This window comes from Celerinatantimonas marina, from assembly GCF_046054165.1.
Classification (GTDB): Bacteria; Pseudomonadota; Gammaproteobacteria; order Enterobacterales; family Celerinatantimonadaceae; genus Celerinatantimonas.
Window position 1 is genome coordinate 14,458 of sequence record NZ_JBFNXK010000007.1, and the last position, 24,998, is coordinate 39,455.

The following is a 24,998-nucleotide window of genomic DNA, read 5'->3' on the forward strand; positions in this document are numbered from 1 at the left end:
CAGAATTCTGGCTGTCTACCTCCCCTAAACTGACACAAAATTAAATGGAGTTTTCTACACTGATAGATGTAGGAGAGAACCATGAAACAATCACGATTTACTGAAACTCAGATCGTCAATATCCTCAGAGAAGTAGATGCCGGGATGAAGGTGGAAGATATATGTCGCAAACATGGCATGAGTTCGGCCACCTATTACAAATGGAAATCAAAATATGGCGGAATGGACGCATCAGAACTGCGACAGGTTAAACGAGTATTACCGAAGCGTATGGCCCATCCATTACACGTTGAAGCCAGGGCCAATCATCAGTGGGTATTAGATTTCATGCATGATGGATTGTCCTGCGGAAAGCGTTTCCGAACATTGAACATTGTTGATGAAGGAACGAGAGAATTTTTAGATGCCTATTTATTTGAATCACTGGAGCAGGTGCAAGAAATGGCGTGGTTCTGGCGACTGGATTACAACGAAGAACGAACGCATGAAAGTATTGGTCATCTGCCACCGGCGGCTTACCGGAAACAACTGGAAAACTCTACTTTAGAGCTGTCTCATTAATGGGAATGTGGACAGAGCATCTCTATTTAAGATGACTATTATTCATTTTATCTATACCTATTTCTTTATTTATCTCATTGAGAATAATCGCCTTTTTTAACTCATTTCCCATTGGAAAGCCTTATTTGAATATGGGCTAAAGAAGGGGAAGTGGTTTTTTTCTGGCGTGATAGATTGGGAACTTGGTTACCTATTTTTTAGATGGATGGCAGGATCAGGCAATAATCAACGCAGATAAGGCAATCAGATCCAAAGCCGAGCCGATATACTAATGCTCCCTTATTTATGAGGCTGATTGAGCCCTGATAAGGTCTGTCGGTTTATCTAAGGAGTAGAAGTACAATCATGAGCATTTCGAGTGAATCCATTGCTTCCCAGAACCCTTCGATGGGGTCTGCATGGTGGGCCATCATGGCAATGATGTTAGGGGTGGCCTCGTTGATTTCGGCGGAACTTTTACCTGTCAGCATGTTGACTCAAATTGCTGCAGAATTAAATATTTCAACCGGAACAGCCGGACAAATGGTGTCGTCTACCGCTATCATGGCGATGATTTCCGGGCTGTTTTTGCCATCGCTTCTTAAGCGGATGGATCGGCGTAATCTGATCTTGGGATTTAGTGTGATGCAAGTGGTTGCCTGTGTGTTAACCGCTATTGCTCCGAATTTCACCTTGTTATTATGCGCCCGAATTTTGTTGGGTCTTGCTATCGGTGGCTTCTGGGCCATTATGACGGCTGTAGCCATGCAACTAGTCCCTGAAAAAATGGTGGCTTCAGCGCTATCGATAATTTTCTCAGGAGTTTCGTTGGCACTGATTCTGGCTGCTCCGCTGGGGAGCTATTTGGGAGGGCAGTTTGGCTGGCGAATCGTATTTGTCGGCGTGGCAGTAATCTCTGCATTTGTATTGTTTATGCAGTGGTTTTCTTTACCATCAGTCCCAAATCATACAGCAGAGAACCATAGTGGTTTATTGGCAACCTTAAACCGCCCCGGCGCTAAATTGGCATTTTTAGCCATGTTGTTAAGTTTCACTGCGAATCAGATGTTGTACATCTATATGCGCCCCTATATGGAAAATTATCTGGGCTTTAATATTAGTCAGGTTGCCATTTCATGGGTATTTTTTGGCGTTGCTAGTTTTATGGGGGCCACTTTCACCGGGGTTTTGGCCCAAAAAGCGTTAAAACAGATCTTGATAGGGATGCCACTGCTTATGATCGCGGTGAGTCTTCTCATGTTAGCCGGGCATGGTTTAAGTCTGGCTGTTTACCCATTAATTGCTAGCTGGGGATTCGTGGGCGCTGTTTTACCGATTGTCTGGTCAACTTGGATCACACGTGCGTTACCTGATGCAGCGGATAGTGCCGGCGGTTTGTTTTCTGCTTGTTTGCAAATTGCGGCAACTTTGGGCGCTATTGTCAGTGGAGCATTGATCGATCATATTGGTATCAGTGCCAACCTTGAAACAACAGGATTGGTGATGATTGTTGCTATGATAGCTACATTCGCTTCTCTAAAACAAAATCGATTGAAATAATAAGAGCGGCCAAGAACAGGGCTGTTCTAAGCTCTGTTCTCTGTTGCGAGTTATTCTCGGAAAAACCGAAAATATTACCCTTATAAAACTAGATTTATGAGTTATTTTGCTGAGCTTATGCAGGTCAAAAGGCTGATCAAATTGTCGTTTTATATTATCGTAATACTCAATATGGTTTAGGTTTATAACCTGAGCAAGGGTAATAAAGCGGTGTGGCTATTCTCTAGTGACATTGTATGGCTTGCTCTGAAAATTATGGGTCGGCGAGTCGCTCATTGATTGAAATAAAGGGGACGGGATGTTTATTCGATTACCGCTTTGTTTTTTTAGTGGGTTACTGCTTATTGTCGTGATGTCTTTTCAAGGAAATGCTGCAACCATGAATTCAGAAAACGGTGAGCTGAACGGCCTCAGCTTGTCATCGATGCAGGTTAAAGTTACTGCGAATGGCCATCATGCTACTTTTCGACTCTATGATACTCAAGCGGCTCATATATTTTTCCAGCAACTTCCTCTCTCATTGGAACTTTCTAACTTTCGTGATGCGCAATGGATGTTTTATCCACCTCAAAGATTACCCGTCCAAGCTAATGAAGCTTATCACGATGGTCAACAGGGGGAATTAAGCTATTACGCGCCTTGGGGCGATGTTTTTATGCTGTATCATGATTTTTACGCAGGTGATGAAATGCATCGGCTTGGCATTTCTGTAACGGGGAAAGATGAAATCGGACGCATGTCTGGAATCGCGCTGATCGAGGCTGACTAGTCGTTTTTTATAACCATAACCGCTGATTTTAAGCAAATATCATTGTTGGGGGATTATATGATTAAGATGGGAAGTTCAATGGCTATTGCAGCGGTGATGTTCACCGGACTGGCGGGTGTTGCTAATGCTGCTGATGATCATGGACAGCAAATACCAACGGAACAGGTTTACTATAAAGCGGGGACTCAAGGTGCGTTTAAAGGACCGGAAAAATATTTTACCGGTGATGTCTACGTACAAAAGTTGTTTCCTGAAACCGCTGTTTCTCACTATTCAGGGGCTTATGTAACTTTTGAGCCCGGTGCACGTAGTGCGTGGCATGAACATCCGGCTGGGCAGCATATGATCGTCACTGAAGGAACGGCACTGACAGTGACTAAAGATGGTAAAGTGTTTAAGTTTCATAAAGGTGATGCAATCTGGTGCCCACCAGGTGTGGAACACTGGCATGGTGCGACGGCCGATGCAGCTATGACGCATTTGGTGATTACCGCTTCTAAAGATGGTAAAAATGTGATTTGGGGTCAGAAAGTGACGGATGCTGAATATAATGCGGCATTGAAGGAAGCTACACAGCAGGATTAGTCACCCATCATGATGGCAAGGGCCGGTGTTTCTTCACTGGCCTTTTTTTGTTGGTTTGCCCACACAGGCTATTTTGACCGGATTTTATTTAGATTTGCCTTCAGCATAATGATTTTTTGAAATCAAAATATCACTGATATTGAGTTCAATCCAATTGACCAATTCCGTTACTTTTTGGGCCACAATGCCCCCTTGCTCAGTGAGTTGATATTCAACATGGGGAGGAATAACGGGATGGGCAATGCGCAGTATAAATCCATCGGCTTCAAGTGATTGCAGTGTTTGAGATAGCATTTTCTCACTGATCCCTGTGATTTTTTTTCTGAGTTCACTAAATCGATGAGTGCCTTTAAGTAAGGTAAATAGGATCAGAACTCCCCATCGACTGGTGACATCCTGCAATATCTCGCGTGATGGGCACTCTTTAGCAAGCACATTACCACGACTCAGTTTATCGGTTAAGGTAAGCGGCTGTATTTCGCTCATGCGATATCCTCTTCTAAAATCAACACTTACTAAAAGGTACGTACTTACAAAAAGTAAGTATATATGGCAAGCTACATGAAATCGAGTTATTTAGAGTTAACAGAGGATAAAAATATGATTGCTGTAACAGGTGCAACAGGTCAGTTAGGTCAATTCGTGATTAAGCATCTTCTTCAGAAAACACCAAAAGATCGTGTGATCGCATTAGTGCGGAATCCTGAAAAAGCCAAATCAATTCAGGCATTGGGGATTCAAGTTCGTCAGGCTGACTATACCAAACCGGATACGTTAACAGCCGCTTTGCAGGGGGTTACAAAACTTTTGCTGATTTCTTCAAGTGAAGTGGGGCAACGTATTGTTCAGCATCAAAATGTCATTAATGCCGCTAAACAGGCTGGTGTTGAATTAATTGCTTACACTAGCTTATTGCATGCTAACACGTCACCGCTTCTTCTGGCACAGGAGCATATCGAAACTGAAGCGTATTTAAAACAAGCGAATGTTCCGCATGTTTTATTACGTAATGGATGGTATACGGAAAATTATCTGGCCAGTGTGGCTCCGGCTTTGGCAAATGGTGGATTCATTGGTTGTGCGAAAGATGGCAAAATCAGTTCAGCCGCTCGTGAGGATTATGCTGAAGCTGCCGTTGCTGTGTTGACCAGCGAGGAGCCGCAAAGTGGGAAAGTTTATGAACTCGCGGGGGATGAAAGTTATACCCTAGCAGAGTTATGTGCCATCATCAGTAAAGAGTCTGGAAAAAATATTCCGTATATAGATATGGAAGAAAGCCAGTTTGTGAAGGCCCTTGAAGGGGCTGGTCTTCCGGCTCCGCTGGCTGGAGTCTTGGGCAATTCTGATACCGGGGCTTCACAAGGGGGCTTGTTTGATGATAGCCACGTACTCAGTAGCTTAATTGATCATCCGACGCAGTCATTGCGGCAGATGGTTAAAGCCCATCTTTAAATAACCGAGCACTTTGGTCTCGTGAGTCCTGAGTCATCCTTTATGACGATTTAAGTTAGTGATAAAGGGTGGCTCTTCTTTCTTCGAAAATAGCTATTTCCAATAAGTTAGACGATGTTCTACGATTCAATATAGCGGTAGCGGCGTAATCAAAAAGCGTTTTTGCGAACGATAAGTATCGGTAATATATACGAAAGCTATCTGCAATCATCTTTTCAAATGGTCAATTTTATGCTCAAGAGCAAGGGCTTTTAGATTTCTGGATAAATCGTTTTAATATTCGTGGTATCGAGCTAAAACTGTATGACGCTTTGATTCAAATATACAGAAAACGCCGGATGCATGATGCTGATCAAGCTCGTATTACTGTAAATTTTATATCTCTGTGATATGCCTGTTATTACTGATTGAACTGGGTATATGGTGATTTATTAAGATTAAAGGGGATGAAGATGCTTGTCAGTCATAATGGAATGGTACCTGATATCGATCCGCAAGCCTGGGTTGCCCCCAATGCCGTGGTATGTGGAAACGTCAAAATTGGACCGGGGTGTCGCATTATGTATGGCGCTCAGATTATTGCGGAAAGTGGCTGCATATCCATTGGTTGTGAATGCATCATTATGGAAAACGCAGTACTGCGTAGCTCGGAACAGCATCAATTAACGATAGGCGATCATTGTTTAATTGGCCCTAATGCCCATGTTGTTGGTTGTACTGTTGAAAGTGAAGTGTTTATTGCCACGGGGGCGGCTGTATTTCATTCATCCAAACTTGGAAAGGGGAGTGAAGTTCGTATCAATGGTGTAGTTCATCTGAAAACGGTGTTACCCGCTGGCGCGACGGTTCCGATTGGTTGGGTCGCGGTGGGGGATCCGGTACAAATCCTGCCTGCGGATCAATATGAACAGATTTGGCAAATTCAGGAACCGTTAAATTTCCCTTTAACGGTGTATGGTTTCGAACGTTCACAAGTCACGATGGAAAAAATTACGGGTCGTCTGTCTGAGATGTTAGGGGCTCATTGGGCTGATAAAATTCAAACGAGTTGAGTGAATAGTGGGTTATCTGCATTTGAGACGAATGCGGGGATTAAAAAGCGATCAACACGGCTTGCTATCTTTTCAGTAGCATGCTATTAATTTAGTAGCAATTGGGAATTTTATTTTATAAAGGAGATATGTATGCCTGTTATTACAGTAGCGATTCACCCTATCGATCAAGATCAGAAAGCTCGTTTAATTCACGATATGACGCAAACCGCAGCAGCGATAACGAAGGTTCCTGTCGATAAATTTGTCGTTTTTATTGATGAATATGACAATGATGCTATCGGCCTGGCAGGAAAGACTCGTGCTGAAATTATGGCTGAGGCTACGCTTTAGAATGGCTGTGTCACAACCCGGTAAAAAAGTCAGAGGATCAAATTCTGGCTCACCGCTTAATGCCCTCTTTGATCTTTTGGGTCAACGTTGGGCATTGGGGATCCTCTGGTATCTTGGAGAACGTCCCAGTACATTTAGAGAGCTCCAAAAATGTTGCGGAGGGGTATCTCCTTCAGTTCTGAATAGTCGTCTTAAAGATTTACGGCATGCTGAAATTGTAGCGAAAAGCCTTGAAGGATACATATTAACGGCTAGAGGAAAAGAGCTTCGTTCATATATTGTTCCTCTTGCCGATTGGTCTGCTACTTGGTCTAAAGAAGTTTATGGATATGAGCGTCCGGGAATGAGCGACCGGCTCAAACAAGAACAAGCCAAAGATGAATAGTGGCGGGGATTCTGGTTGTAAATGGTCAGCCGCCTTCAGTCGTTTAGAGACTTAAAATGTTGCGTTGAAGAGCGATTAACGACGGTATATACGTATGGTTTGGCATGAGTCGCTTTAAATGAACGTTTGAATGAGCAAGGTACAAGTGATTAGTCACGTCAGTATGGTGCGGGTCGTCAAATGATCCATGACGGTCTTTGATTATCCGCACCCTGTTTTTAATATTAAGACGTTAGATATTGATATAAAAACTTATTCTTAATGATATAAATCCATTGGCCTCGATAAGGCGATGACAGAATAGCTTTATTGGTTAATGTTGGCATGGCTTTGTTTTCTATCCAGACCGTATACCCTTGATGTGATTTCAGATAATCAGCTAAAGAGGCTCTACCTGTATTTAAAATATTTAGAGGTTCTTTTAAATGACCTAGGAATCCAAAAGTATTGGGATACTTACCAATATAGTTCACTTGAATATTTTTTTGTTGTAATGTTGCGATAAGTTTGGCTTCAGGTTGTACATTATAATATTTATAGAGAATAGGAGAGAGTGCTATCAAGATGGTACTGATACAAACAGGAATCGTTCCAGTATTGAGAATAATCGTCTTTATTTTTGAAGTTAACAGAAATGACAATATCAATATTAACTCTGGAATAATTGAAAGGTAGCTTCGTAGGTTGCTGATATAGTGTTGATGAAGAAAATGTTCAGTCCACATGGGACTAGTTATAACAAGGATAGGTGCTATGATTAATAGTAAAATAATGATTGGCTCAATAGTTGCCTTTTCTATAGTTAGTTTAGAAGAAATCCAGATAGCAATAATAGGGAAAATAGGAAATAAATAGTGAATTTGTTTACCACTAAAGCAACTAAATATAAAAATGATAGTGGCTATTAAAGTTAAGCAAAATTTGTCTCCTGAGTGAGTGATTAGCCAGGGTTTATTGGTCCATAATGATTTGAAAAAAGTGAATGGAAATAATAAGAGAGGGAGGACTAACAGATACCAGTAAAATGGTCGTTTATGGGCAAATGAATGGCTGATTCGGCCGGCACTTTGCTTCCAGAAAATGGCATCTGCGTAGTGTTCCCCCCCAACTGCCGCAGCAGGGACAGCCCATAACAAGATGATGACGATACCGATAAGACTTGTGATGATAAAAAATTTATAGCAGGTTAAATTTTTTATCTCAGTTAGTTTAAATAGTTTTACAAACGTGAAAAAGGGGAGCATGAATACAAAGGTCACGGGCCCTTTCGTTAAGAGAGCTAACCCAATACAGAGGCCTGTCATGATCATCCATATTTTATGTTCTTTTTCAAAATATTTAAACGTGAACCACATGGCTAGCTGAATAAATAAGGTTAGAAGTAGATCAAACATTGTTAAGCTACTGTAGAGTAACCATCCACCAAATGACATTAATATAAGGGGCGATACTATGTAAGATGAGTGATAAATTTTTTTGTTAAGTTGATAAACGACAATTAAATTAAAAAGTGACAATAAAGGGATAATCAGTCGTGTTAAAAATGTTGATGGCCCCCAAATGCTCCAAAAAATATTAATAATCCAAAATAATAGAGGAGGTTTATCTGGGTAAGGTAAACCATTTAAATGTGGGACCAAATAATTGTGACTGGTCCACATTTCCCAGGCAACTGATATATATCGGGTTTGATCAATAGGAAATAATGGAATATAGGTAATAGCCATTAAAATAAAAGCAAGAGATAAAGTAACAGAAATAAATAATATTTTTTTATGTTCTAACATGGGAATCACACATTTATCCATATGTTATTTGTTGTGTTGATATTTCAGATGTCTTATTTATATTCAGTAAATAGGTGATTTGGTATAGGTTAATAATTTAGGCTCTGCCTCTTTAATCGGTCGCTGGGTTTGTATGTGCAGTGGTTTATAGTATTCATTGCCACGTGTGATATTGAGTACAGAGCGAGCATCAAAATGCTCCAAATCCTCTATATGTACGCTGTATTTGTTTAATAATCCGTATACTTGTGGATTGGTCTGTGTATAGAGCCCAATGCAGGGGGTATCCACGGCATCGGCTAAATGCAGTGGCCCGGTATCGCAGCTGATGAAAGTGTCGATACTGCTTAAAAAGTATGTGAGTTCTTGCAAATTGCCTGCTTGATAGCTTTTCAATTCCGGTCTTAATGGGACTGCCATTCCAGGTTCCATCACTTCAATCCAGGTAATGGGATGTGGGCTTGCCTGTTCAAAGCGAGAAAGTAACTTTAACCATGTTTCATCACTTAACCGTTTTTTACCCCGGGCTCCACGGAAAAAAGCAATGCAGTATTCCGATGTCGAGGCCATGCTTGAACGGATTTGATGTCCTAATTGTGCTTCTTCCGGTGTTAAATGGAGCTGATAGGAAACGGTTTTCGGTGCGGATCCGACCCATTGTGGTAAAAGTGCTAAAGCGTGTAGAGCGGCATGTCGTTGGGCTGTGTCGGCAGAAAACGTATGGGTGAATACGTCGTTATAGCGGGCCCTGGTATAAGCCACTTTGTTTTTAGCATCAATGAGTGCCGTTAAGATGGCATCTTGTGATGACCCAAAAGGTGTCAGACAAAGGTCATAAGGTTCTTTGGCAAGATGGATTAATGATTGAAGGCATGGTTTGACTTTTTTAAGAGAAAATTGGCTGAAGAGAAACTGGTCAATATTGAGTTGATTAAAAAATTGTTGTTGCCAGGGTTCATTCAATAGCAAAGTAATATGAGCATGTGGGAAAACAGTGCGAACTTGCCGGACAAATGGAATCAAAAACATCGTGTTACCAATGCGACGATTACTTCGAACAATGATGATTCGATGAATATCTTTTGGGGTTAGTAGCGTTGTCTGAAGGCTGTCCTTTCTTTGAATTATTTTTAATAGGTTAATTAATAGCGGTGATATTTGTTTTTTTCGAAAATTATCAAATTTTCGCAGTATAGTTTGCAACTCAAAGCGATTTTTAAGGGCTATTTTTTTATAGATATTCATTTATAACCTGTTGAAATTTAATAATTAATTTATTTAAAAAATAGTTTAATCTACATTTCTGAAGTTTTACTTAAGAGATACCTATTAATTGAGGTATGTACATACGATAGATTGGCGTAATGTGATCTGTGACCGTACTAATATCGTTGTAAATCGGGGGTTGAACGGGAATAAGCTTGCTATATGAAATTTTTGTGACAGGTTTATTGAAAATAATTTATGTGTATTTAAAATGAAAATTTATGGGATATTTCGGGCATTATCCGAGGTATTGGAAAAAGTTCGCTTAGGGCCGCCGAATTAAAAACAGTGCGTCATGATTAGCTGTTTATGGTGATTTTTTCTGAATTATACCGAACTAATAAGTGTGTCATATCTAATGCGGGCAAGGGTTTGGAAAAGAGGTAGCCTTGACCTTGATCACAGCCTAATTGTTTTAAAAATTCCATTTGATCAGGGGTTTCAATCCCTTCGGCGATAATCAATTTATCCAGTGAATGGCCCATTTCAATAATGGCCGCCACAATTTGCCGGTCTCGTTTATCCAGCATGGCATTGGTTACAAATGATTTATCGATTTTCAGAACGTTCATTGGCAGATCGCGTAGGTTGGCTAAACTGGAATGACCGGTTCCAAAATCATCGATGGCTAATGTGAACCCGCATTGCTCTAAAATGCGGAGTTGGGACAAAATATAATCCAGATTATCCATCATATTATTTTCGGTGATTTCAAGTTGTACGTCGGCTGGATCCACGGATAATTTTTGGCTGACGACGGCAATATGATGAATGATATTTTCGTCCAACAGTTGTTTGACTGAAATGTTAATGGCCATATTGATGGGAAATCCCTGGTGATGCCATAATTTCATCTGCCTAAACGCTTCTTTAATGACCCATTCGCCCAGAGGAATGATCAGTCCGGAATCTTCAGCAATCGGGATAAATTCATCCGGGGGAAGTAGCCCTTGTTCGGGGTGTTCCCAGCGAATTAAGGCTTCCATCCCCACGATTCTATCTGTCTCTAGCTGAACTTTGGGTTGGTAGTAGAGAATCAGTTGATCTGTGGCTAATAATGCTTTACGCAGATCTTGTTCTAACATGATGCGACGAGTCATTTGCGTCGTCATCGTTGGCTGGAAAAATCGAAAACAGTGTCCCCCTTCATCTTTAGCGGTACGCATCGCCTGATTCGCATGTAACAGTAGCCGACGGGCATTTGAACCGTCTTCTCGATAAAAAGCTAATCCCATTGATGCTGTGAGTTGTACGTTGTACTTATCCCAACGGTATGGCATTGCAATGCGGTTTGAGAGTTGCTGCATCAGATGTACGATTTCAAGATGTTCTTTTCGTTTATCTAGCAGTAACACAAATTCATCACCGGTAATTCGACCAATGAAGCCATCGTGTTGACCTGCAAAGTGTGAGAGACGTTTAGATATCTGTAGCAGGAGTTCATCACCTCGATCATGGCCTAAGCTATTGTTAATATCTTTAAATCGATCCAGACCGATAGATATGATGACCAGATGAGCTTTTCCCTGTTTCACCAGTTGAATACAGGTACGTATTTTTTCCAGCATTGAAACCCGATTGGGTAATCCGGTCAGAAGATCATTAAACGTTCGATCCCGAACCTGTTCGGAAATTTCGTCTTCCATCTCTTTTAAAAGCTTCAGGTATTGATTTTCCCTGCGATAAAGTGACATCAATAAAGGCCGAAAGATCAGAAAGGCTTCCATAATCAGCGTGATGAGCATACCGATGAGTGATATCTGGTTATAAGTCTGAAGTTTGGCAATGGCAGTTTCGCTATCTTTTTGAAATTGAAACACCAATGTATCCAGTGCATTTAAAATATCGTGATGGGCTGAGTTATCCAACTGTCTAAAAATGACGCTAAAGGGCTGATTCGTATCAATCCGCTGTTCTATGAATCGGGCATTTTTAAGAAACGATTGGATTTTTTGATCGAGAAATACCGGAGCGGCATTAAAAATTTGTTGAATTTTAACGGAGGTCGGTGCCGGGATCATCAGTTCCGGTGAGCCATGCATCAGCGCCTGGTGCATTTGCGTCATGATTTGAATGTTTTTTTTATATTCTTCGATCAACTGGACTCTTTGAGAGGATGATGGGTTATCTTGGATCTCTTTTGCAAATAGGGTAATTCGCTGTGATAGCATGCGTTGTCGTCCCGCCAGATTGACGACACGGGCTGTTGCTTCTTGTTGGCTGACAATGCTTTGAACCAGATAGTGTGAAAATAACGCCAAAATAGCAATGATACACAAGGCGACCACATAACATAGAGTATCCTTCTGCCAATGGCTTTTAAGCATGTCTGGTTTGATTGATGCGAATTCTGGCATGGAATGTCACTCCAATAAAACGTTATTCAGATGTCATTATTTATTTTAGTTGGTAACGTTTTTGATTGATGAGAAATTAATCATTTTTCTGATTTACACTGACTTTTTATCATGTTATCGCACCCTCGGATAACGATGTCACTGTTAAAAATACGTTATCACGATAGCAATTTATCTGATTCTGATCAGCAAAATGCGGGTTGATTGCGCTTCGGACTAGTGCTGAGGCATATTTTTGGTAAAATCTGGACACTTTTGTAAATCAATTAGAGTTTAATCCAATGGGAAGAGCGTACGAAGTCCGCAAAGTCGCAATGGCGAAGACTGCGGGAGCAAGAACGAAAGTCTATTCGAAATATGGTAAAGAGATCTATGTGATTGCAAAACGTGGCGGTCCCGATCCCGACACAAACTTGTCTTTGCGTCGATTAATGGATAAAGCGAAAAAAGACCAGGTTCCGTCTCATGTGATTGACCGGGCTATTGAACGAGCTACTGGGGGCGGTGGTGAAGACTATGAACCGACTCTGTATGAAGGTTTCGGTCCTGGCGGTTGTATGGTGCTGGTGGATTGTTTAACTGACAATAACAGTCGTACCTTTGCTTCAGTACGTCAGGCTTTTGTGAAAAATGATGCTAAATTAGGTAGTCCAGGTGCGGTTGCTCATATGTTTGAGCATCAGGCAGTTTTGTCATTTAAATATGATGATGAAGACGCCGTTTTGGAAATTTTGATGGAAGCCGATGTCGATGTGGCTGACATTGAAAACGAAGAGGGCTTAATCACGGTATTTGCACCGTATACTGAATATGATAAAGCCCGTACAGCTTTATCCGATGCGATTGCTGATGTAGATTTTGAAATCGATGAGATTACCTATGTTCCTCAGACTGAAACGCCGATCAGTGGTGATGATGCTGAAACATTCCAGCGTTTTCTGGACGTTCTGAATGACAATGATGATGTGCAGAACGTTTATCACAATGCTATTTTGCCTGAATAAGCATCGATTCAGATATGCGCCACGGATGTGGCGCTTTTAGAACTATTCAAATCGGTAACCTCTAGGGATCACAACAATGCCGTTATCTGATACGGTAAAGCGTTGTTTGTCTTGATACAGGTTGATTCCTATTTCTGTTCCCGGTGGCAATGTCACATGCTTATCGATGATGCAGTTTCGCAGGTGGCAACCTTCACCCACAATGACATCATCAAAGATGATGCTTTTTTCGATGGTCGCTTCGTCCAGGACCTGCACGTTCTGAAACAGAATTGAGTTCTGTACACATCCTCCGGAAACAACGACACCACCGCCAGCAATGGAATTAATGACAATCCCTTCAGTTCCCGATATCCCCGAGACCATTTTGGCCGGAGCGACCTGTTTTTGATAACTCCGAATCGCCCAATCGTGTTGGTAGAGGTTAATGGGGGGAATCGGCTGCAATAGATCCATATTGGCTTGATAAAAAGAGTCGATTGTTCCTACATCACGCCAGTAACAGTCTCGGCTCACGCGTCCTTCTTGTCCACCAAAGAGGTAGGCGTAGACATTTCCCTCTGGAATAAGTTTGGGAATGATATGGTGACTAAAATCGAAATCGTCCTCTTGACCGACGGTTTGGGCATGAGCTTCCAGAATAGAAATCAGACTCTCGATTGAAAAAATATAAATCCCCATTGAGGCCAGAACCTGATCGGGTTGGTCGGGCAATGGGGCCGGAGCAGACGGTTTTTCTTTAAAGTCGATAATCTGGCGCTGCTGATTAATCGAAATGATCCCAAATCGTTCGGATTGCTCGGCCGGTATGGGCATACAGGCAATAGTGAGTTGAGCTTGGCGTTCGATATGCTGAGCTAGCATCGGCGCATAGTCCATCCGATAAATGTGATCGCCTGATAATATGACAACATATTTAGCTTCACTGCGGCGTAACAGATAGATATTCTGGTAAATTGCATCAGCGGTTCCCCGATACCAGCTGTTACCATCACGCATTTGTGGGGGGACTGGCGTGATATATTCCCCCAACTCGGGATTAAAAATTGACCATCCATCACGGATGTGTTTGTGGAGCGAATGTGATTTGTATTGAGTCAGCACTAGAATCCGGCGAAGGCCTGAGTGTAAACAGTTGGCAAGTGTAAAATCGATAATGCGATATTTTCCACCAAATGGAACAGCTGGTTTTGCGCGATCCTGAGTTAAAGGCGCTAACCGAGAACCGACTCCACCCGCAAGAATGACCGCAATGGCTTGTTCTAACATCAATGTCTCCAATTATAACTGTTCTGTAATCATCGATCCGCTTTAAAAATGGCAAGACTCGTGCCAGACAGTCTGATCCGATGGTGGCACGGATAATTATTCATCCTATCGAATTGACCGGGTTTTAGTGTGTTATTTATCACAACCTGATTGATTAGAAATTAGTTTTACGACAGATGTGGAAGGAAGTGAAATCATTTGGTGCAGGAAAGCATGCATAATGCACTTAAATGGCTCGTTCGAGTACAAAGGTGAAGCGGCTGGGCTTCACCTTTTGAGCGAGGCATTCAGCCTCTTTGAAACGATGCGATTAAGCTGATTTTTTGTGTGGATTCCGAGTATCGGTACCACTGGTTAAGTTCCGCATAATGAGGGCGTTATCTAAATCAACATTGTCAGGGACCGGCATATAAACTGTGTGGCCACTGCCTAAGGCGGCTTCTAGCGTTTCACCTTTTTTATTACGTAGCGTTTCCAGTGTGAACGAGAGATTCCCTTGTGGGGTCATCAGTTCAATGGAGTCCCCCACCAGAAATTTATTTTTTACGGCAATTTCAGCCATGCCATCTGTGGTTCGCCCTGTGACTTCACCGACAAATTGCTGGGTATCACTAACGGAATAGCCGTAATCATAGTTTTGATATTCATCATGTACATGACGACGTAGGAAACCTTCGGTGTAACCACGATGGGCCAGATTTTCTAAAGAACTCATCAGTGTTGGATCAAAACTGCGTCCGGCTACGGCATCATCAATGGCTTTGCGATAGACCTGTGCAGTTCGGGCACAGTAGTAGAACGATTTCGTCCGACCTTCGATTTTTAGCGAGTGGATCCCCATTTTCGTCAGGCGTTCAACATGTTGTACGGCCCTTAGATCTTTGGAGTTCATGATGTAGGTGCCGTGCTCGTCTTCAAAGGCTGGCATATATTCGTCAGGACGGCCTTTTTCCTGAAGTAGAACGACTTCATCTGAAGGGCGACCGATCCCTAATGTGGGTTCTACAGCAATCACATCACCGGTTTCGTTTTCTTTAGCTGCGTGAACATTGTACTGCCAACGACAGGAGTTGGTACAAGTCCCTTGATTGGGATCGCGTTTATTAATATATCCTGAAAGTAGGCAGCGACCAGAATAGGCCATGCATAAGGCCCCGTGTACAAATACTTCCAACTCGATGTCCGGAACTTTCATTCGGATCTCTTCGATTTCATCAAGTGATAATTCGCGGGAGAGGATGACACGTTTAATTCCTTGTTGATGCCAGAATTTAACGGTAGCCCAATTAATCGCATTCGCCTGAACCGACAAATGAATGGTTTGGTCGGGGAATGCTTCTCGAATCATCATAATGAGACCGGGATCCGACATAATCAGAGCATCAGGCTGCATCTGGATTACCGGTTCAATATCCCGGATATAATGTTTAAGTTTATTGTTGTGCGGTGCGATGTTAGAAACCACATACAGTTTTTTTCCCTGAGCGTGAGCTTCATCAATCCCGGTTTGTAAATTTTCCAGATTGAATTCGTTGTTTCTTACCCGTAATGAATAACGGGGTTGTCCTGCATAGATGGCATCGGCGCCATAGGCAAAAGCATAGCGCATATTTTTTAAGGTCCCTGCGGGGGACAATAGCTCGGGTTTAAACATAGTGGGACTCCTAACCAAGAGAGTACAAAATTCGGCCGCGAATATTACGCTGGATTGATGTGATTTTCAATGTTTACAAATTTATAACATCAATTCATGTGATTGGGGAGTCTGGGCAGAGCAGCGAGTGGTCTGCCCGGGGAATGATTATTCAGCGGTTTGCTCACCGCCTAAAGCGTCCAGCAAGGCGGGAATAAACTGGCGCAATTCACCGCATAATAGCGTGAAATCGGCATCAAAGCGAGCTAATGGATCTTCACTGGATATGTCGTCATTTTCTTCATGCAAACTGTCTGCAAATTGCAATCGTTTCAGACTCATATCATCACTTAATACAAATTCGATCGTATCAGCATAGTGTAGGGCTAGTTTAGTCACCATTTTGTCGGCGGCCAGATGCGCAGCAATTTCATCACTGAGTAGATCCTGCTCTTTACAACGGACAATACCGCCATGCTCCAGAGCACTGCGCAGTTCCGCTTCATTCCCTAATTCGAAACCTTTGGGAAGTTGACCTTCATTGAGCCAGTCGGTCATAGTGACATCAGCCGGTGTGCTTAAGGTGACGGGAACAATTGGTAATGCCCCCAATGATTTGCGTAATAGCCCGAGGAGTTCATCCGCTTTGCGGGCACTGGAGGCATCCACGGCGATAAAGCCGCCATCAGGGCTAATCCAGGCAAAGGTTAGTGAGTGGCGTTTAAAGGCTCGCGGCAATAATTGTTGCACGATATCGTCTTTAATGGCTTGTTTTTCTGCTTTTTTGAGTGGGCGTTGCTGGGCGATTTCTTGCTCCTCAACTTTTTCCTGTAAAGCATCTTTTACAACGGTTGCAGGTAGAATTTTCTCTTCTTTTTTTACACAGATGAGCAGTTCATTGTTGCCACTATGGGAGAGCGTCTGTCCTGATTTCCCTAGAGGGCTTACCCAGCCGAGCTGGCTTAAGTCCTGGCTGCCACAAGGTTTAAATGAAAAAGCTTCAAGCGCATTTTCTAATTGCTGTTGGGTTTGGCTGAACGGTTTGGTAAACCGGTACACCAAGAGGTTTTTAAACCACATGATAAGTCCTGCTTTCGGTCAAAAGATGGTGCATTCTAGCAGAGCCTGTATTTCCTGCCAGTGTCAAATGTTTAACGGTTCATCTGTGATTTTTGTTTGGGGGAAGGTGACGAAGATAAGGCTGAAAATGGAATATCATCACAAATTTCAATCCGGTTTCGCCCTAATTGCTTGGCTTTATAAAGGGCCTGATCGGCACCGCGCATACAAATATCTACTAAATCGCCTCCACCATCGATCGCACAGATCCCAATACTGGATGTGAGATGAATTTGATCGCGTTGGTAATGAATGGGTTTATCCGAAATGGCATGTTCGATACGCTGTGCTAGTTTAGGAACCTGCCCGAATTCGGTGGCTTCTGCGATGATAATGAATTCATCGCCCCCGTATCGATAGAGCCGGTCATGGTAACGTAGACAGAGTCTGATCCGCCGGGCAAAGGTCTTAATAGCGATATCGCCAGCTTCATGACCATATTTATCGTTGATTTCTTTAAAATGATCGATATCGACCATGATGATCGCAAATTTCTGACCTTCTCGCAGGCCAAAATCACGCATTTTTTTCAATTCATAATCGAGAGCCCGACGGTTATACGCTAATGTCAGTGGATCTAAATGGATATCTCGACTCAGTTGTTTGATGTGATCGACCAAACTTTGAGCATCTAGCAGTAACACACCATAAACCCATTGACCATGTAATTTATGGCGACTCACGGAAGCTTGAATGGCAACTTCTGAGCAATCTTTGCGACGGGCAATTAACCGGATTGGGGATTGGTGTAACGGTGAGCTGGAAGCATGTCGTCGAAAGCCAGTGACGATTCTGAGTAGGCGACGGTGTGCGTATTCCGGAACTAATTGCATTACATTCATATTTTGCAGTTCAGGATAGGACCATCCCAGAATATGGGTTGCGCCCTGATTGACCGAAATGACATCTCCCTTTTCTGAGAATAGAAAAATAGCGCCCATGGATGAGTCCATAACAATCGCTAATTGTAATTTAGTTTCGAGATTATCTTCGGTGATCGTATGTAAGTCGGCGAACCATTTATTTTGTAGTATGGCATTCCAGACCAATGTGGCCAGACTGAAGATAATAAAATTGGTTGCAAAAATAGCCAGTGCCAACAATGGATCGAGAATATTGTGAGAGACCAGTTCTTTGTAGGCCAGACCACACAGTAGCGGAATGGCGATAACCGGAATAATGAGTCGACGAACTTGTCGGCCTCCGGGAGTTCGTTCGAATAGCAGTTGAAAGATGTAACTTTTCTTGTGAGTTAATGCAAATCCGCCCCAGAACAGGATAAATCCGGTGGTTGTATGAACGGCCATCGTCGACATCGGTGAAAACTTAAATAACCCTTCCGGATTAAAAAAGTAACCGGAGATGGCAATCAGGGGGAGTAATCCACCGATCGCCATTAAAAAGTCCATTTTCAGTGGCATATAGGAGAGACGATACTGATTAGCTATCAGCGCAATAGCGGCCAGAATAAAGCTAATGGAGGTGCCCTGAGCGGGTCTTCCAGGAAGGACTGTATCAAACGTATTCGTAATGATCCAGTTATCAATACCTAAGTTCAGGTTAGCCCAATACTCAATTAAGGTGGTACTAAAAACAATGATGAGAATGGCACCAATTACGAGAGAACATCCCTTGGCAAATCGGGTCCATAAGCTGATTTGAGCGATGCTTAACAATAAGAAGCCCACAGCGGTATTGGCTGTCATTGAAGGGTAATTGGGGAGCAAGTGTGTTACTTGATAATGGCCTACAAACCATCCCCATATCACACTGATACTCATCAACAACAATCCAACCGTTAATATGAGTGCTAAAACGGGTTGGAGTTTTTTTAGGGTATCAATGCGGATCTCATTTTTTGTTTTCTTGACCCGGTGCATATATGTTTATCATTCCAATCCAGAGTGCCTGTAATTGAGTGAATTTTGCCCACTTTACAAATATAGATATAAGTTGTGGGATCAGTACGAAATCTTTTAAAGTTGATAGGTAGATAACGATATTTTCATCAATACAAATTATAGATGAGATGTAGGAATATGAAGCCTGCTTGATAGGGAATATTAGATTTAATGACGTTATCAAGTCTGAAAAGCCACTATTGTGTAAACAAAAAATACCACCTACGGCGATTATGGGTTTTTACTAACTTGAAAAGTAGGGGGGAATCGTTGAAAGTACACCCATTCAATGTACAGATGTGACAGCGTAGGTAGCATGTCTTAAGCGGGTGTCATAGGATCTATTGAGACATTGTTTACTTGATGTTGTTGATGAATGTATGAGCTTTACCACGAATCTCATTCGGGTAAGGTTTTTTAATCGTGGATCGATCTTTTGTAAAGTCGATGCATCATATCGGACGCTTTTGAAACAGACGGGTGCTCTCAATGAAGTCAGCCTGTTGATAAAAGCTTCGGGAATGTATAAGAGGCATAATAATGAATAAGCCGCTCGGGTTATGGGGAATCGCGCTCATGGCTGTGATTTCAAGTTGGGGATGTATCGCTGCCGATGCTCCGACGAGTGATGTGGCTCCGACCGCTTCAGATGTAACTGCCACGGCCCAGACACCAGCTGTGCCGAAGTTTAGCGCGGCTGATATTGATGCTGTGAGCATGCAGTATAAAAAATATTTGGTGTCACAGAGTCAGCACTTGAAAACCTATGCCAGTCAGTGGCAGGGGGGGATCATTTCAGCTGAATTCGCGACGACTTATTATAGTATTTTTCAATTAGCGGGTGCCTTTGAACAGGCTGATTCAGCGGATAAATTAGGGGGAGATGCCGATGATATTCAGGCGTTAATCCTGCAGATTGATGCTTGGCATACGATGTTGACTCAGCAGACCTTGACTTTATCTCAGATTATTACACAACTGCAGCAGAGTTTAGCTAAAAGCCCCATGCAAGGGACTCCGTGGCAAGGATTGTTAAGTGATATGACACAATTGGTCAACATACTGACGCCGGTGCTGAATAAAGTAGCCCCATCAACGCTGTTGGCCACTCAGTCGCATTTGATCCAGTGGCAAAAAGGGGATAACCCTCAGATTCGTCAGAGCTTGCGCTCTGATTTAGCACATATCGCCGAGTTGTTAAACCCCAAATTATAAATGTCTGTTGGTCGATGATAATGGCCTTGTGTTGCCAAAGGCCATCGGTTTGCAACAGATGATATATTACGAATGAAATGCTGTTATTTTTTAAATCGATTGACGATATCAAGCATCCGTTTACCGTAAGCTTCTGCTGTTTTTAGATCCCCGGATGGAATAGCATCGGCATCAGCATCTGATGGAACCTGCACTAAAACCCCAACAGAACCGCCTAGTGAATTGTAATCGTTACGAGTTGCTGCTGTAGAACTGGAAGGGAGTTGTCCAAGGCTGACCCACAATCCCCCATGCTGGGATGCTAATGTTTGCAACAAAATCAAAGTAACTTGTTTATCACCATTAAGGCTGGCGCTGACACTAAAACCGCCAAATAATTTGTCTTGCCAACCCCGGTTATACCAGATTTTTGAGGTGGCATCGGTAAATTTTTTAAACTGCCAACTAGGGCCTCCCATATAAGTTGGGCTACCAAAGATAATGGCATCTGATTGATTCAGTGTTTCCCAGTCCTGTTCGCTGATTTCACCATCATTATCGATTTCGATTAATTGAGCGGTTGCACCCTGAGCGATGGATTGCGCTACTTTTTTGGTATGACCATAACCGGAATGAAATACAACACTAATTTGACTCATAAACAGACCCTCATGTTGATATAAATCATGACTATTGAGTTCATAGAATAGCGATATCGGGATAGTTTAGATAGTCCTTATTTAAAGGAAAATAGTGATATTTGTGTGGCTGTCATACGGCAACTAAAAACTCTCAGCAGGCTGTTTTTAAACTGATTAAAGCGTAGAATTAGACTAAAGCCTATTAAACGTTTATGGCTGAATTTTGTGCAAATGAAACGCATTTTGTATGCGTTATCTATTCAGTGATTTCCTCGCTTGTTGATTTATTAATTGGTCTGTATTTAAGCCGTAGCGCTTGGCGTTCGTGAATGGTATCAAGTTTGCCCTGATGAAGTAATATGCTCATTGAGTTTTCGAAGACTGTGTATTTGAGTCAGTTTTAACAGGGTTGAGCCATGTATTTATTATCCGATTCAACGCTCCTGTTTAATGGTTGCTGAAGCGTCTCATTCTGGTTGGTTTTGTTGTAGGTGGGGTTGTTGTGATACGTCGCTCTTGGAAATTGAATTTATTGGCTATGTGGCTGGGTTGTTTCCTAGTCGGATTAGGGATGAGCCAGATCCTGCCGTTTTTACCGCTGTATCTTTATCAACTGGGTATTTCAGATAAGGCTGATCTAAGCTGGTGGTCCGGCTTAGTTTTTAGTGGTTCTTTTATTGTTTCTGCGATTGTGTCGCCGTTCTGGGGAAAATTAGCGGATCAGCAGGGGCGTAAGTTAATGTTACTACGCGCTTCTTTGGGTATGGCAATCATTGTGACATTACAGGGATTTGTGAGTGCGCCCTGGCAGCTTTTGATGTTGCGGATGTTGATGGGATTAACTTCGGGGTACATTCCGAATGCGATGGCTTTGGCTGCCGCTGAAATGCCACGAGAAAAAACGGGCTGGGCATTGGGAACCTTAACGACCGGGCAAATCAGTGGGGTGATTATTGGCCCTTTGATTGGAGGGGCAATGGCGGACCAAATGGGATTTCGGGTTGTTTTTATCCTGACCGGTCTGATGTTGTTCGGCTGTTTTTTAGCCACTTGGCTTTGGGTCCATGAGCAGTTTGAAAAACCTCAAAAAGGGCAGCCAGTTCTGAACCGGCGGCAGGTGTTTGCTTCTTTGCAAGCACCTGGATTTGTGATCGGGTTGTTTATTGCGACGATGATGATCCAGCTGGCCAATGGTTCGATTAATCCGATTCTGACCCTCTTTGTGACTGAGTTGAGTCCGGATCAACATAATATTGCTTTTGTCAGTGGTTTTATTGCAGCAGTGCCGGGTGTTTCGGCTTTGTTATGTGCCCCGCGATTAGGGCGACTGGGTGATCGGATTGGGAGTGGCAAAGTCTTGTTGGCCGCTTTACTGATGACAGCCATATTATTGCTTATGATTTCGATGGTTGGAAATGTAGTAGAGCTGGGAGTGCTTCGCTTCTTCATGGGATTTTCCGATGGCGCGTTAATGCCGGCAGTGCAGACGTTACTCGCGCAGCAAACACCGCCCAAAGTATTGGGACGGGTATTTGGCTATAACCAATCATTTTTATATTTAGGTAATGTAGTCGGACCTTTGTTAGGCGCATCCGTATCGGCTTGGTTTGGCTTTCGTTGGGTGTTTGTCGTAACGGCCGTTCTGGTTTTGATTAATTTGTTGCAGATGGCTTATTACCTGCACCAACCCAGTTATCAAGCGGCGAATGATTCACATAAATCTTAAGTCATTCATTATTTTTCAGTGCTCTCTGATTGGGAATCAAGTCGAAAGAGTAACTGAGTTTTTTGCCAGATAAAGCCATTGTTTTGATAAAAACGATGGGCTTGGGTGCGTTTTTGTTGGCTGCGAACGGTTAATTCCAGTTGTTCGTGAGTGGCGATATGTTTGGCATGATTGAGCAGTTGGGTACCGATCTGTTGGCTGCGGTAGTGAGAATCGACAACTAATCCAACGATTTCTAGGGAAGAGCCCGTTGTCAGATGAAAGGTTCGGGATAATTGCATCCAGGCTACGACATTTTGTGCTGCCTGATATACCCAGATCTGGGTTTCTGCTGCGAGCGCAGTGAGACGCGATTGGATTTGTTCGGGGCTGACGGGGTAACCCAGCTCAGTGGCTAGATGGGCAATAGAGATACTGTCCGTTGCTTTGGCTAAACGGATCATAGAGGTGTCCGCAGTTGAGAAAGATATACTTTAACATGGAATCTAGACTGCGCAATGAGGCGATGTTCGTCGCCTCTGCTTGAGAGGCGACGAAATGAATGAAAAGGTTAAGGTTAGTGATGCGTATCTGATTCCGGGGCAATTTTGGCGTAACGGTTCGCCAGAATCGCACAGATAAAAATCTGCATCGGGTGATAGATCATAATAGGCAGTAATAGCATCCCCAGCATTGGATTGGTACCGAAGATGACTTTAGCCATTGGAACTCCCGCGGCTAAAGTTTTTTTGGTACCACAGAACAATCCGGCCATTTTGTCACCATGATTAAAATGGCAGACTTTTGCCAGCATCAGCAGTAATGAAATCATGAATAATAAAATCACGGCACAGAGCACAATCGCTAAAATCAGTGTTGATAGATTAAAGTTGTGCCAGATCCCTTTGATCACGGAGTCGCAAAAAGCGTTATATACAATCAAAATAATGACGCATTTATCGATTTTCCCGGTTACTTTTTTATGGCGTTGAACCCATTTACTGAGTAGCGGACGGGCAATTTGTCCTACGATCATCGGTAATAATAAAATTTCAGCGATATGAATGATCGTGGCACTGATATCCATACTGCCACCATGTACACCCATAAAAATTTGTACAAAGAGCGGGGTGAGAAAAATTCCGAGCACGCTCGACAACGAGGCGTTGAAAATGGCTCCTGGAATATTGCCTTTGGCGATCCCGGTCATGGTTACCGATGACGAGATTGTACTGGGTAAAACCAACAGGTAACAGAATCCATATGCAAGGGCTTGCGGCATGATCCGACTGAACCAGCTGCTTAAAATAACCCAAATCAACGGATAGATCACAAAGGTGGCCGCCTGAGTGTAAATGTGTAAACGCCAGCTACTTAAGCCGCTTTTAATGGCACTGGGTGATAGACCAACCCCATAGAGGAAAAAGATGACACCAATTCCAATTTGAGTGACTTCATCTAGATGTAACACGCCGTGGGACTGGCCGACAGTCGGCGTGAAAACAGCTAGAATGATGGCCAGTAACATACCGACCAGAAACCATTCCTTTTTAATTAAGTTCAAAATACGCATAAATCTCTCGTTCGGGGTTTGATGTGCCAAGCTTAGAGAGTATGCTTTCTGCATTCTATCGTTAAAGTGCTAATAAATGTCGAAAATAAGCCATTATCGCTCTATCCCTGATTTTAACGCGCTGCCGCGTCCGGTTTTTGCGCGTAATGAGCAGTGGGGCGAACAAGGCAGTACGACCGATTGGCATCTGCATCAGTGGGGGCAATTTTCTTATGCCATCGCTGGTGTCTTAACGGTTCTGACCGAACAAAGTCGGTTTGTGGCACCTCCGCAATTCGCCATTTGGGTGCCGGCCGGTATCCGACATCAAGTGGTATCGAATTCGGCGACGTTGATGCGTAGTCTTTACATTGATCCGAACTGGCTGGCCGATGATATCTGGATGCACAGTCAGGTTGTGGAAGTGACGCCACTGGTCCGGGAACTGATCCAGCAATTTAGTCAGCAGTCTCCATTGTGGGATGAGAAGTCTGCTGAACAGCGTTTGGCTATGGTATTGGTGGATCAAATTCGGCAACTGGAAGCGGCGCGGATGCAACTGCCGATGCCGGTTGATCGCCGGCTATTGCAATTGTGTCAATTTTTACGGAATCAGCCGGATAGCCGCGTTACAATGGCGCAGCTAGCCTGCCAGTTTGGGATTTCTTCACGGAGTATCAGTCGGTTATTTGTCGAACAGACGGGGCTCAGTTTTCGTCAGTGGCGGCAGCGGCTACGATTATTTCATGCGCTGGATTTGTTGGAGCAAAAGCAGAGCGTCACCGAGGTCGCTTTCGCCTGTGGCTATGAGTCGCTTTCGGCCTTTGTTTCCGCGTTTCGGCAGCTCTTTGGCCTGACACCCGGGCAATATGTTCATCGATAATTATATTTAGA

General features: G+C 43.0%; 23 protein-coding genes. 12 read left to right on the forward strand and 11 right to left on the reverse strand.

The window, feature by feature from the left end:
• Positions 1–81: 81 nt before the first annotated feature.
• The 4 genes from ABUE20_RS09200 to ABUE20_RS09215 all read left to right on the forward strand — a co-directional run bounded on the left by ABUE20_RS09200 (position 82) and on the right by ABUE20_RS09215 (position 3,454).
• On the forward strand, positions 82–561 hold the full coding sequence (locus ABUE20_RS09200) for a transposase (protein ID WP_408619608.1): 480 nt from the start codon (positions 82–84) through the stop codon (positions 559–561).
• A gap of 345 nt (positions 562–906) precedes the next feature.
• On the forward strand, positions 907–2,100 hold the full coding sequence (locus ABUE20_RS09205) for an MFS transporter (protein ID WP_408619609.1): 1,194 nt from the start codon (positions 907–909) through the stop codon (positions 2,098–2,100).
• A 298-nt stretch (positions 2,101–2,398) separates the two neighbouring features.
• On the forward strand, positions 2,399–2,869 hold the full coding sequence (locus ABUE20_RS09210) for a cyclophilin-like fold protein (protein WP_408619610.1): 471 nt from the start codon (positions 2,399–2,401) through the stop codon (positions 2,867–2,869).
• Between the two features lie 57 nt (positions 2,870–2,926).
• Positions 2,927–3,454 (forward strand): (R)-mandelonitrile lyase, encoded by a 528-nt coding sequence (locus ABUE20_RS09215; protein ID WP_408619611.1) that lies wholly within the window; start codon positions 2,927–2,929, stop codon positions 3,452–3,454.
• Between the two features lie 84 nt (positions 3,455–3,538).
• Here ABUE20_RS09215 and ABUE20_RS09220 read toward each other — a convergent pair whose 3' ends face one another.
• Positions 3,539–3,940 (reverse strand): winged helix-turn-helix transcriptional regulator, encoded by a 402-nt coding sequence (locus ABUE20_RS09220; RefSeq protein WP_408619612.1) that lies wholly within the window; start codon positions 3,938–3,940, stop codon positions 3,539–3,541.
• A 114-nt stretch (positions 3,941–4,054) separates the two neighbouring features.
• Here ABUE20_RS09220 and ABUE20_RS09225 point away from each other — a divergent pair, with 114 nt between their 5' ends.
• The 4 genes from ABUE20_RS09225 (at position 4,055) to ABUE20_RS09240 (ending at position 6,676) form a co-directional block, all read left to right on the forward strand.
• On the forward strand, positions 4,055–4,906 hold the full coding sequence (locus ABUE20_RS09225; protein WP_408619613.1) for an SDR family oxidoreductase: 852 nt from the start codon (positions 4,055–4,057) through the stop codon (positions 4,904–4,906).
• Positions 4,907–5,358: 452 nt separating this feature from the next.
• Positions 5,359–5,958, forward strand: coding sequence for a gamma carbonic anhydrase family protein (locus ABUE20_RS09230; protein ID WP_408619614.1), 600 nt, complete (start codon positions 5,359–5,361; stop codon positions 5,956–5,958).
• A 132-nt stretch (positions 5,959–6,090) separates the two neighbouring features.
• A complete protein-coding gene (locus ABUE20_RS09235) occupies positions 6,091–6,291 on the forward strand; it encodes a tautomerase family protein (RefSeq protein WP_408619615.1) in 201 nt (66 codons plus the stop codon).
• Positions 6,260–6,676 (forward strand): winged helix-turn-helix transcriptional regulator, encoded by a 417-nt coding sequence (locus ABUE20_RS09240; RefSeq protein WP_408619616.1) that lies wholly within the window; start codon positions 6,260–6,262, stop codon positions 6,674–6,676. The genes ABUE20_RS09235 and ABUE20_RS09240 overlap by 32 nt, the downstream gene beginning before the upstream one ends.
• A 224-nt stretch (positions 6,677–6,900) precedes the next feature.
• Here the strand turns inward: ABUE20_RS09240 and ABUE20_RS09245 are convergent, their stop codons facing one another.
• The 3 genes from ABUE20_RS09245 to ABUE20_RS09255 form a co-directional block, all read right to left on the reverse strand.
• A complete protein-coding gene (locus ABUE20_RS09245) occupies positions 6,901–8,463 on the reverse strand; it encodes an ArnT family glycosyltransferase (RefSeq protein ID WP_408619617.1) in 1,563 nt (520 codons plus the stop codon).
• A 63-nt stretch (positions 8,464–8,526) separates the two neighbouring features.
• The gene (locus ABUE20_RS09250; RefSeq protein WP_408619618.1) at positions 8,527–9,492 is read right to left on the reverse strand and encodes a glycosyltransferase family 9 protein; all 966 of its coding nucleotides are present in this window, start codon (positions 9,490–9,492) and stop codon (positions 8,527–8,529) included.
• A gap of 536 nt (positions 9,493–10,028) precedes the next feature.
• Positions 10,029–12,086: an EAL domain-containing protein gene (locus ABUE20_RS09255; RefSeq protein ID WP_408619619.1), complete on the reverse strand. Its 2,058-nt coding sequence runs from the start codon at positions 12,084–12,086 to the stop codon at positions 10,029–10,031.
• Between the two features lie 281 nt (positions 12,087–12,367).
• On the opposite strand from ABUE20_RS09255, the gene ABUE20_RS09260 reads away from it, so the two are divergent.
• The gene (locus tag ABUE20_RS09260) at positions 12,368–13,090 is read left to right on the forward strand and encodes a YebC/PmpR family DNA-binding transcriptional regulator (RefSeq protein ID WP_408619620.1); all 723 of its coding nucleotides are present in this window, start codon (positions 12,368–12,370) and stop codon (positions 13,088–13,090) included.
• Between the two features lie 42 nt (positions 13,091–13,132).
• Here ABUE20_RS09260 and glgC read toward each other — a convergent pair whose 3' ends face one another.
• The 4 genes from glgC to ABUE20_RS09280 form a co-directional block, all read right to left on the reverse strand.
• The gene (glgC, locus tag ABUE20_RS09265) at positions 13,133–14,359 is read right to left on the reverse strand and encodes a glucose-1-phosphate adenylyltransferase (protein ID WP_408619621.1); all 1,227 of its coding nucleotides are present in this window, start codon (positions 14,357–14,359) and stop codon (positions 13,133–13,135) included.
• 310 nt (positions 14,360–14,669) lie between these two features.
• Complete coding sequence (gene trhP / locus ABUE20_RS09270; RefSeq protein ID WP_408619622.1) at positions 14,670–16,013, reverse strand: prephenate-dependent tRNA uridine(34) hydroxylase TrhP; 1,344 nt, start codon at positions 16,011–16,013, stop codon at positions 14,670–14,672.
• 147 nt (positions 16,014–16,160) lie between these two features.
• Entirely contained in the window at positions 16,161–17,072 is a 912-nt protein-coding gene (rdgC, locus tag ABUE20_RS09275; RefSeq protein ID WP_408619623.1) for a recombination-associated protein RdgC, read from the reverse strand.
• Between the two features lie 71 nt (positions 17,073–17,143).
• Complete coding sequence (locus ABUE20_RS09280) at positions 17,144–18,991, reverse strand: sensor domain-containing diguanylate cyclase (RefSeq protein ID WP_408619624.1); 1,848 nt, start codon at positions 18,989–18,991, stop codon at positions 17,144–17,146.
• Between the two features lie 561 nt (positions 18,992–19,552).
• Here ABUE20_RS09280 and ABUE20_RS09285 point away from each other — a divergent pair.
• Positions 19,553–20,227 carry a hypothetical protein gene (locus ABUE20_RS09285; RefSeq protein WP_408619625.1) on the forward strand — a complete coding sequence of 225 codons (675 nt, stop codon included), beginning with the start codon at positions 19,553–19,555 and terminating at the stop codon, positions 20,225–20,227.
• Positions 20,228–20,310: 83 nt separating this feature from the next.
• Here ABUE20_RS09285 and ABUE20_RS09290 read toward each other — a convergent pair whose 3' ends face one another.
• Positions 20,311–20,865, reverse strand: a complete 555-nt coding sequence (locus ABUE20_RS09290) for a flavodoxin family protein (protein WP_408619626.1) — start codon at positions 20,863–20,865, stop codon at positions 20,311–20,313.
• A 520-nt stretch (positions 20,866–21,385) separates the two neighbouring features.
• On the opposite strand from ABUE20_RS09290, the gene ABUE20_RS09295 reads away from it, so the two are divergent.
• Positions 21,386–22,573 carry a multidrug efflux MFS transporter gene (locus tag ABUE20_RS09295; protein ID WP_408619811.1) on the forward strand — a complete coding sequence of 396 codons (1,188 nt, stop codon included), beginning with the start codon at positions 21,386–21,388 and terminating at the stop codon, positions 22,571–22,573.
• Between the two features lie 8 nt (positions 22,574–22,581).
• On the opposite strand, the gene ABUE20_RS09300 is transcribed toward ABUE20_RS09295, so the two are convergent.
• Together ABUE20_RS09300 and ABUE20_RS09305 are read right to left on the reverse strand one after the other, a co-directional pair.
• Entirely contained in the window at positions 22,582–23,016 is a 435-nt protein-coding gene (locus tag ABUE20_RS09300) for a GNAT family N-acetyltransferase (RefSeq protein ID WP_408619627.1), read from the reverse strand.
• A 113-nt stretch (positions 23,017–23,129) separates the two neighbouring features.
• A complete protein-coding gene (locus tag ABUE20_RS09305) occupies positions 23,130–24,125 on the reverse strand; it encodes a bile acid:sodium symporter family protein (RefSeq protein WP_408619628.1) in 996 nt (331 codons plus the stop codon).
• Positions 24,126–24,201: 76 nt separating this feature from the next.
• On the opposite strand from ABUE20_RS09305, the gene ABUE20_RS09310 reads away from it, so the two are divergent.
• On the forward strand, positions 24,202–24,987 hold the full coding sequence (locus ABUE20_RS09310) for an AraC family transcriptional regulator (RefSeq protein WP_408619629.1): 786 nt from the start codon (positions 24,202–24,204) through the stop codon (positions 24,985–24,987).
• Positions 24,988–24,998 lie beyond the last annotated feature (11 nt).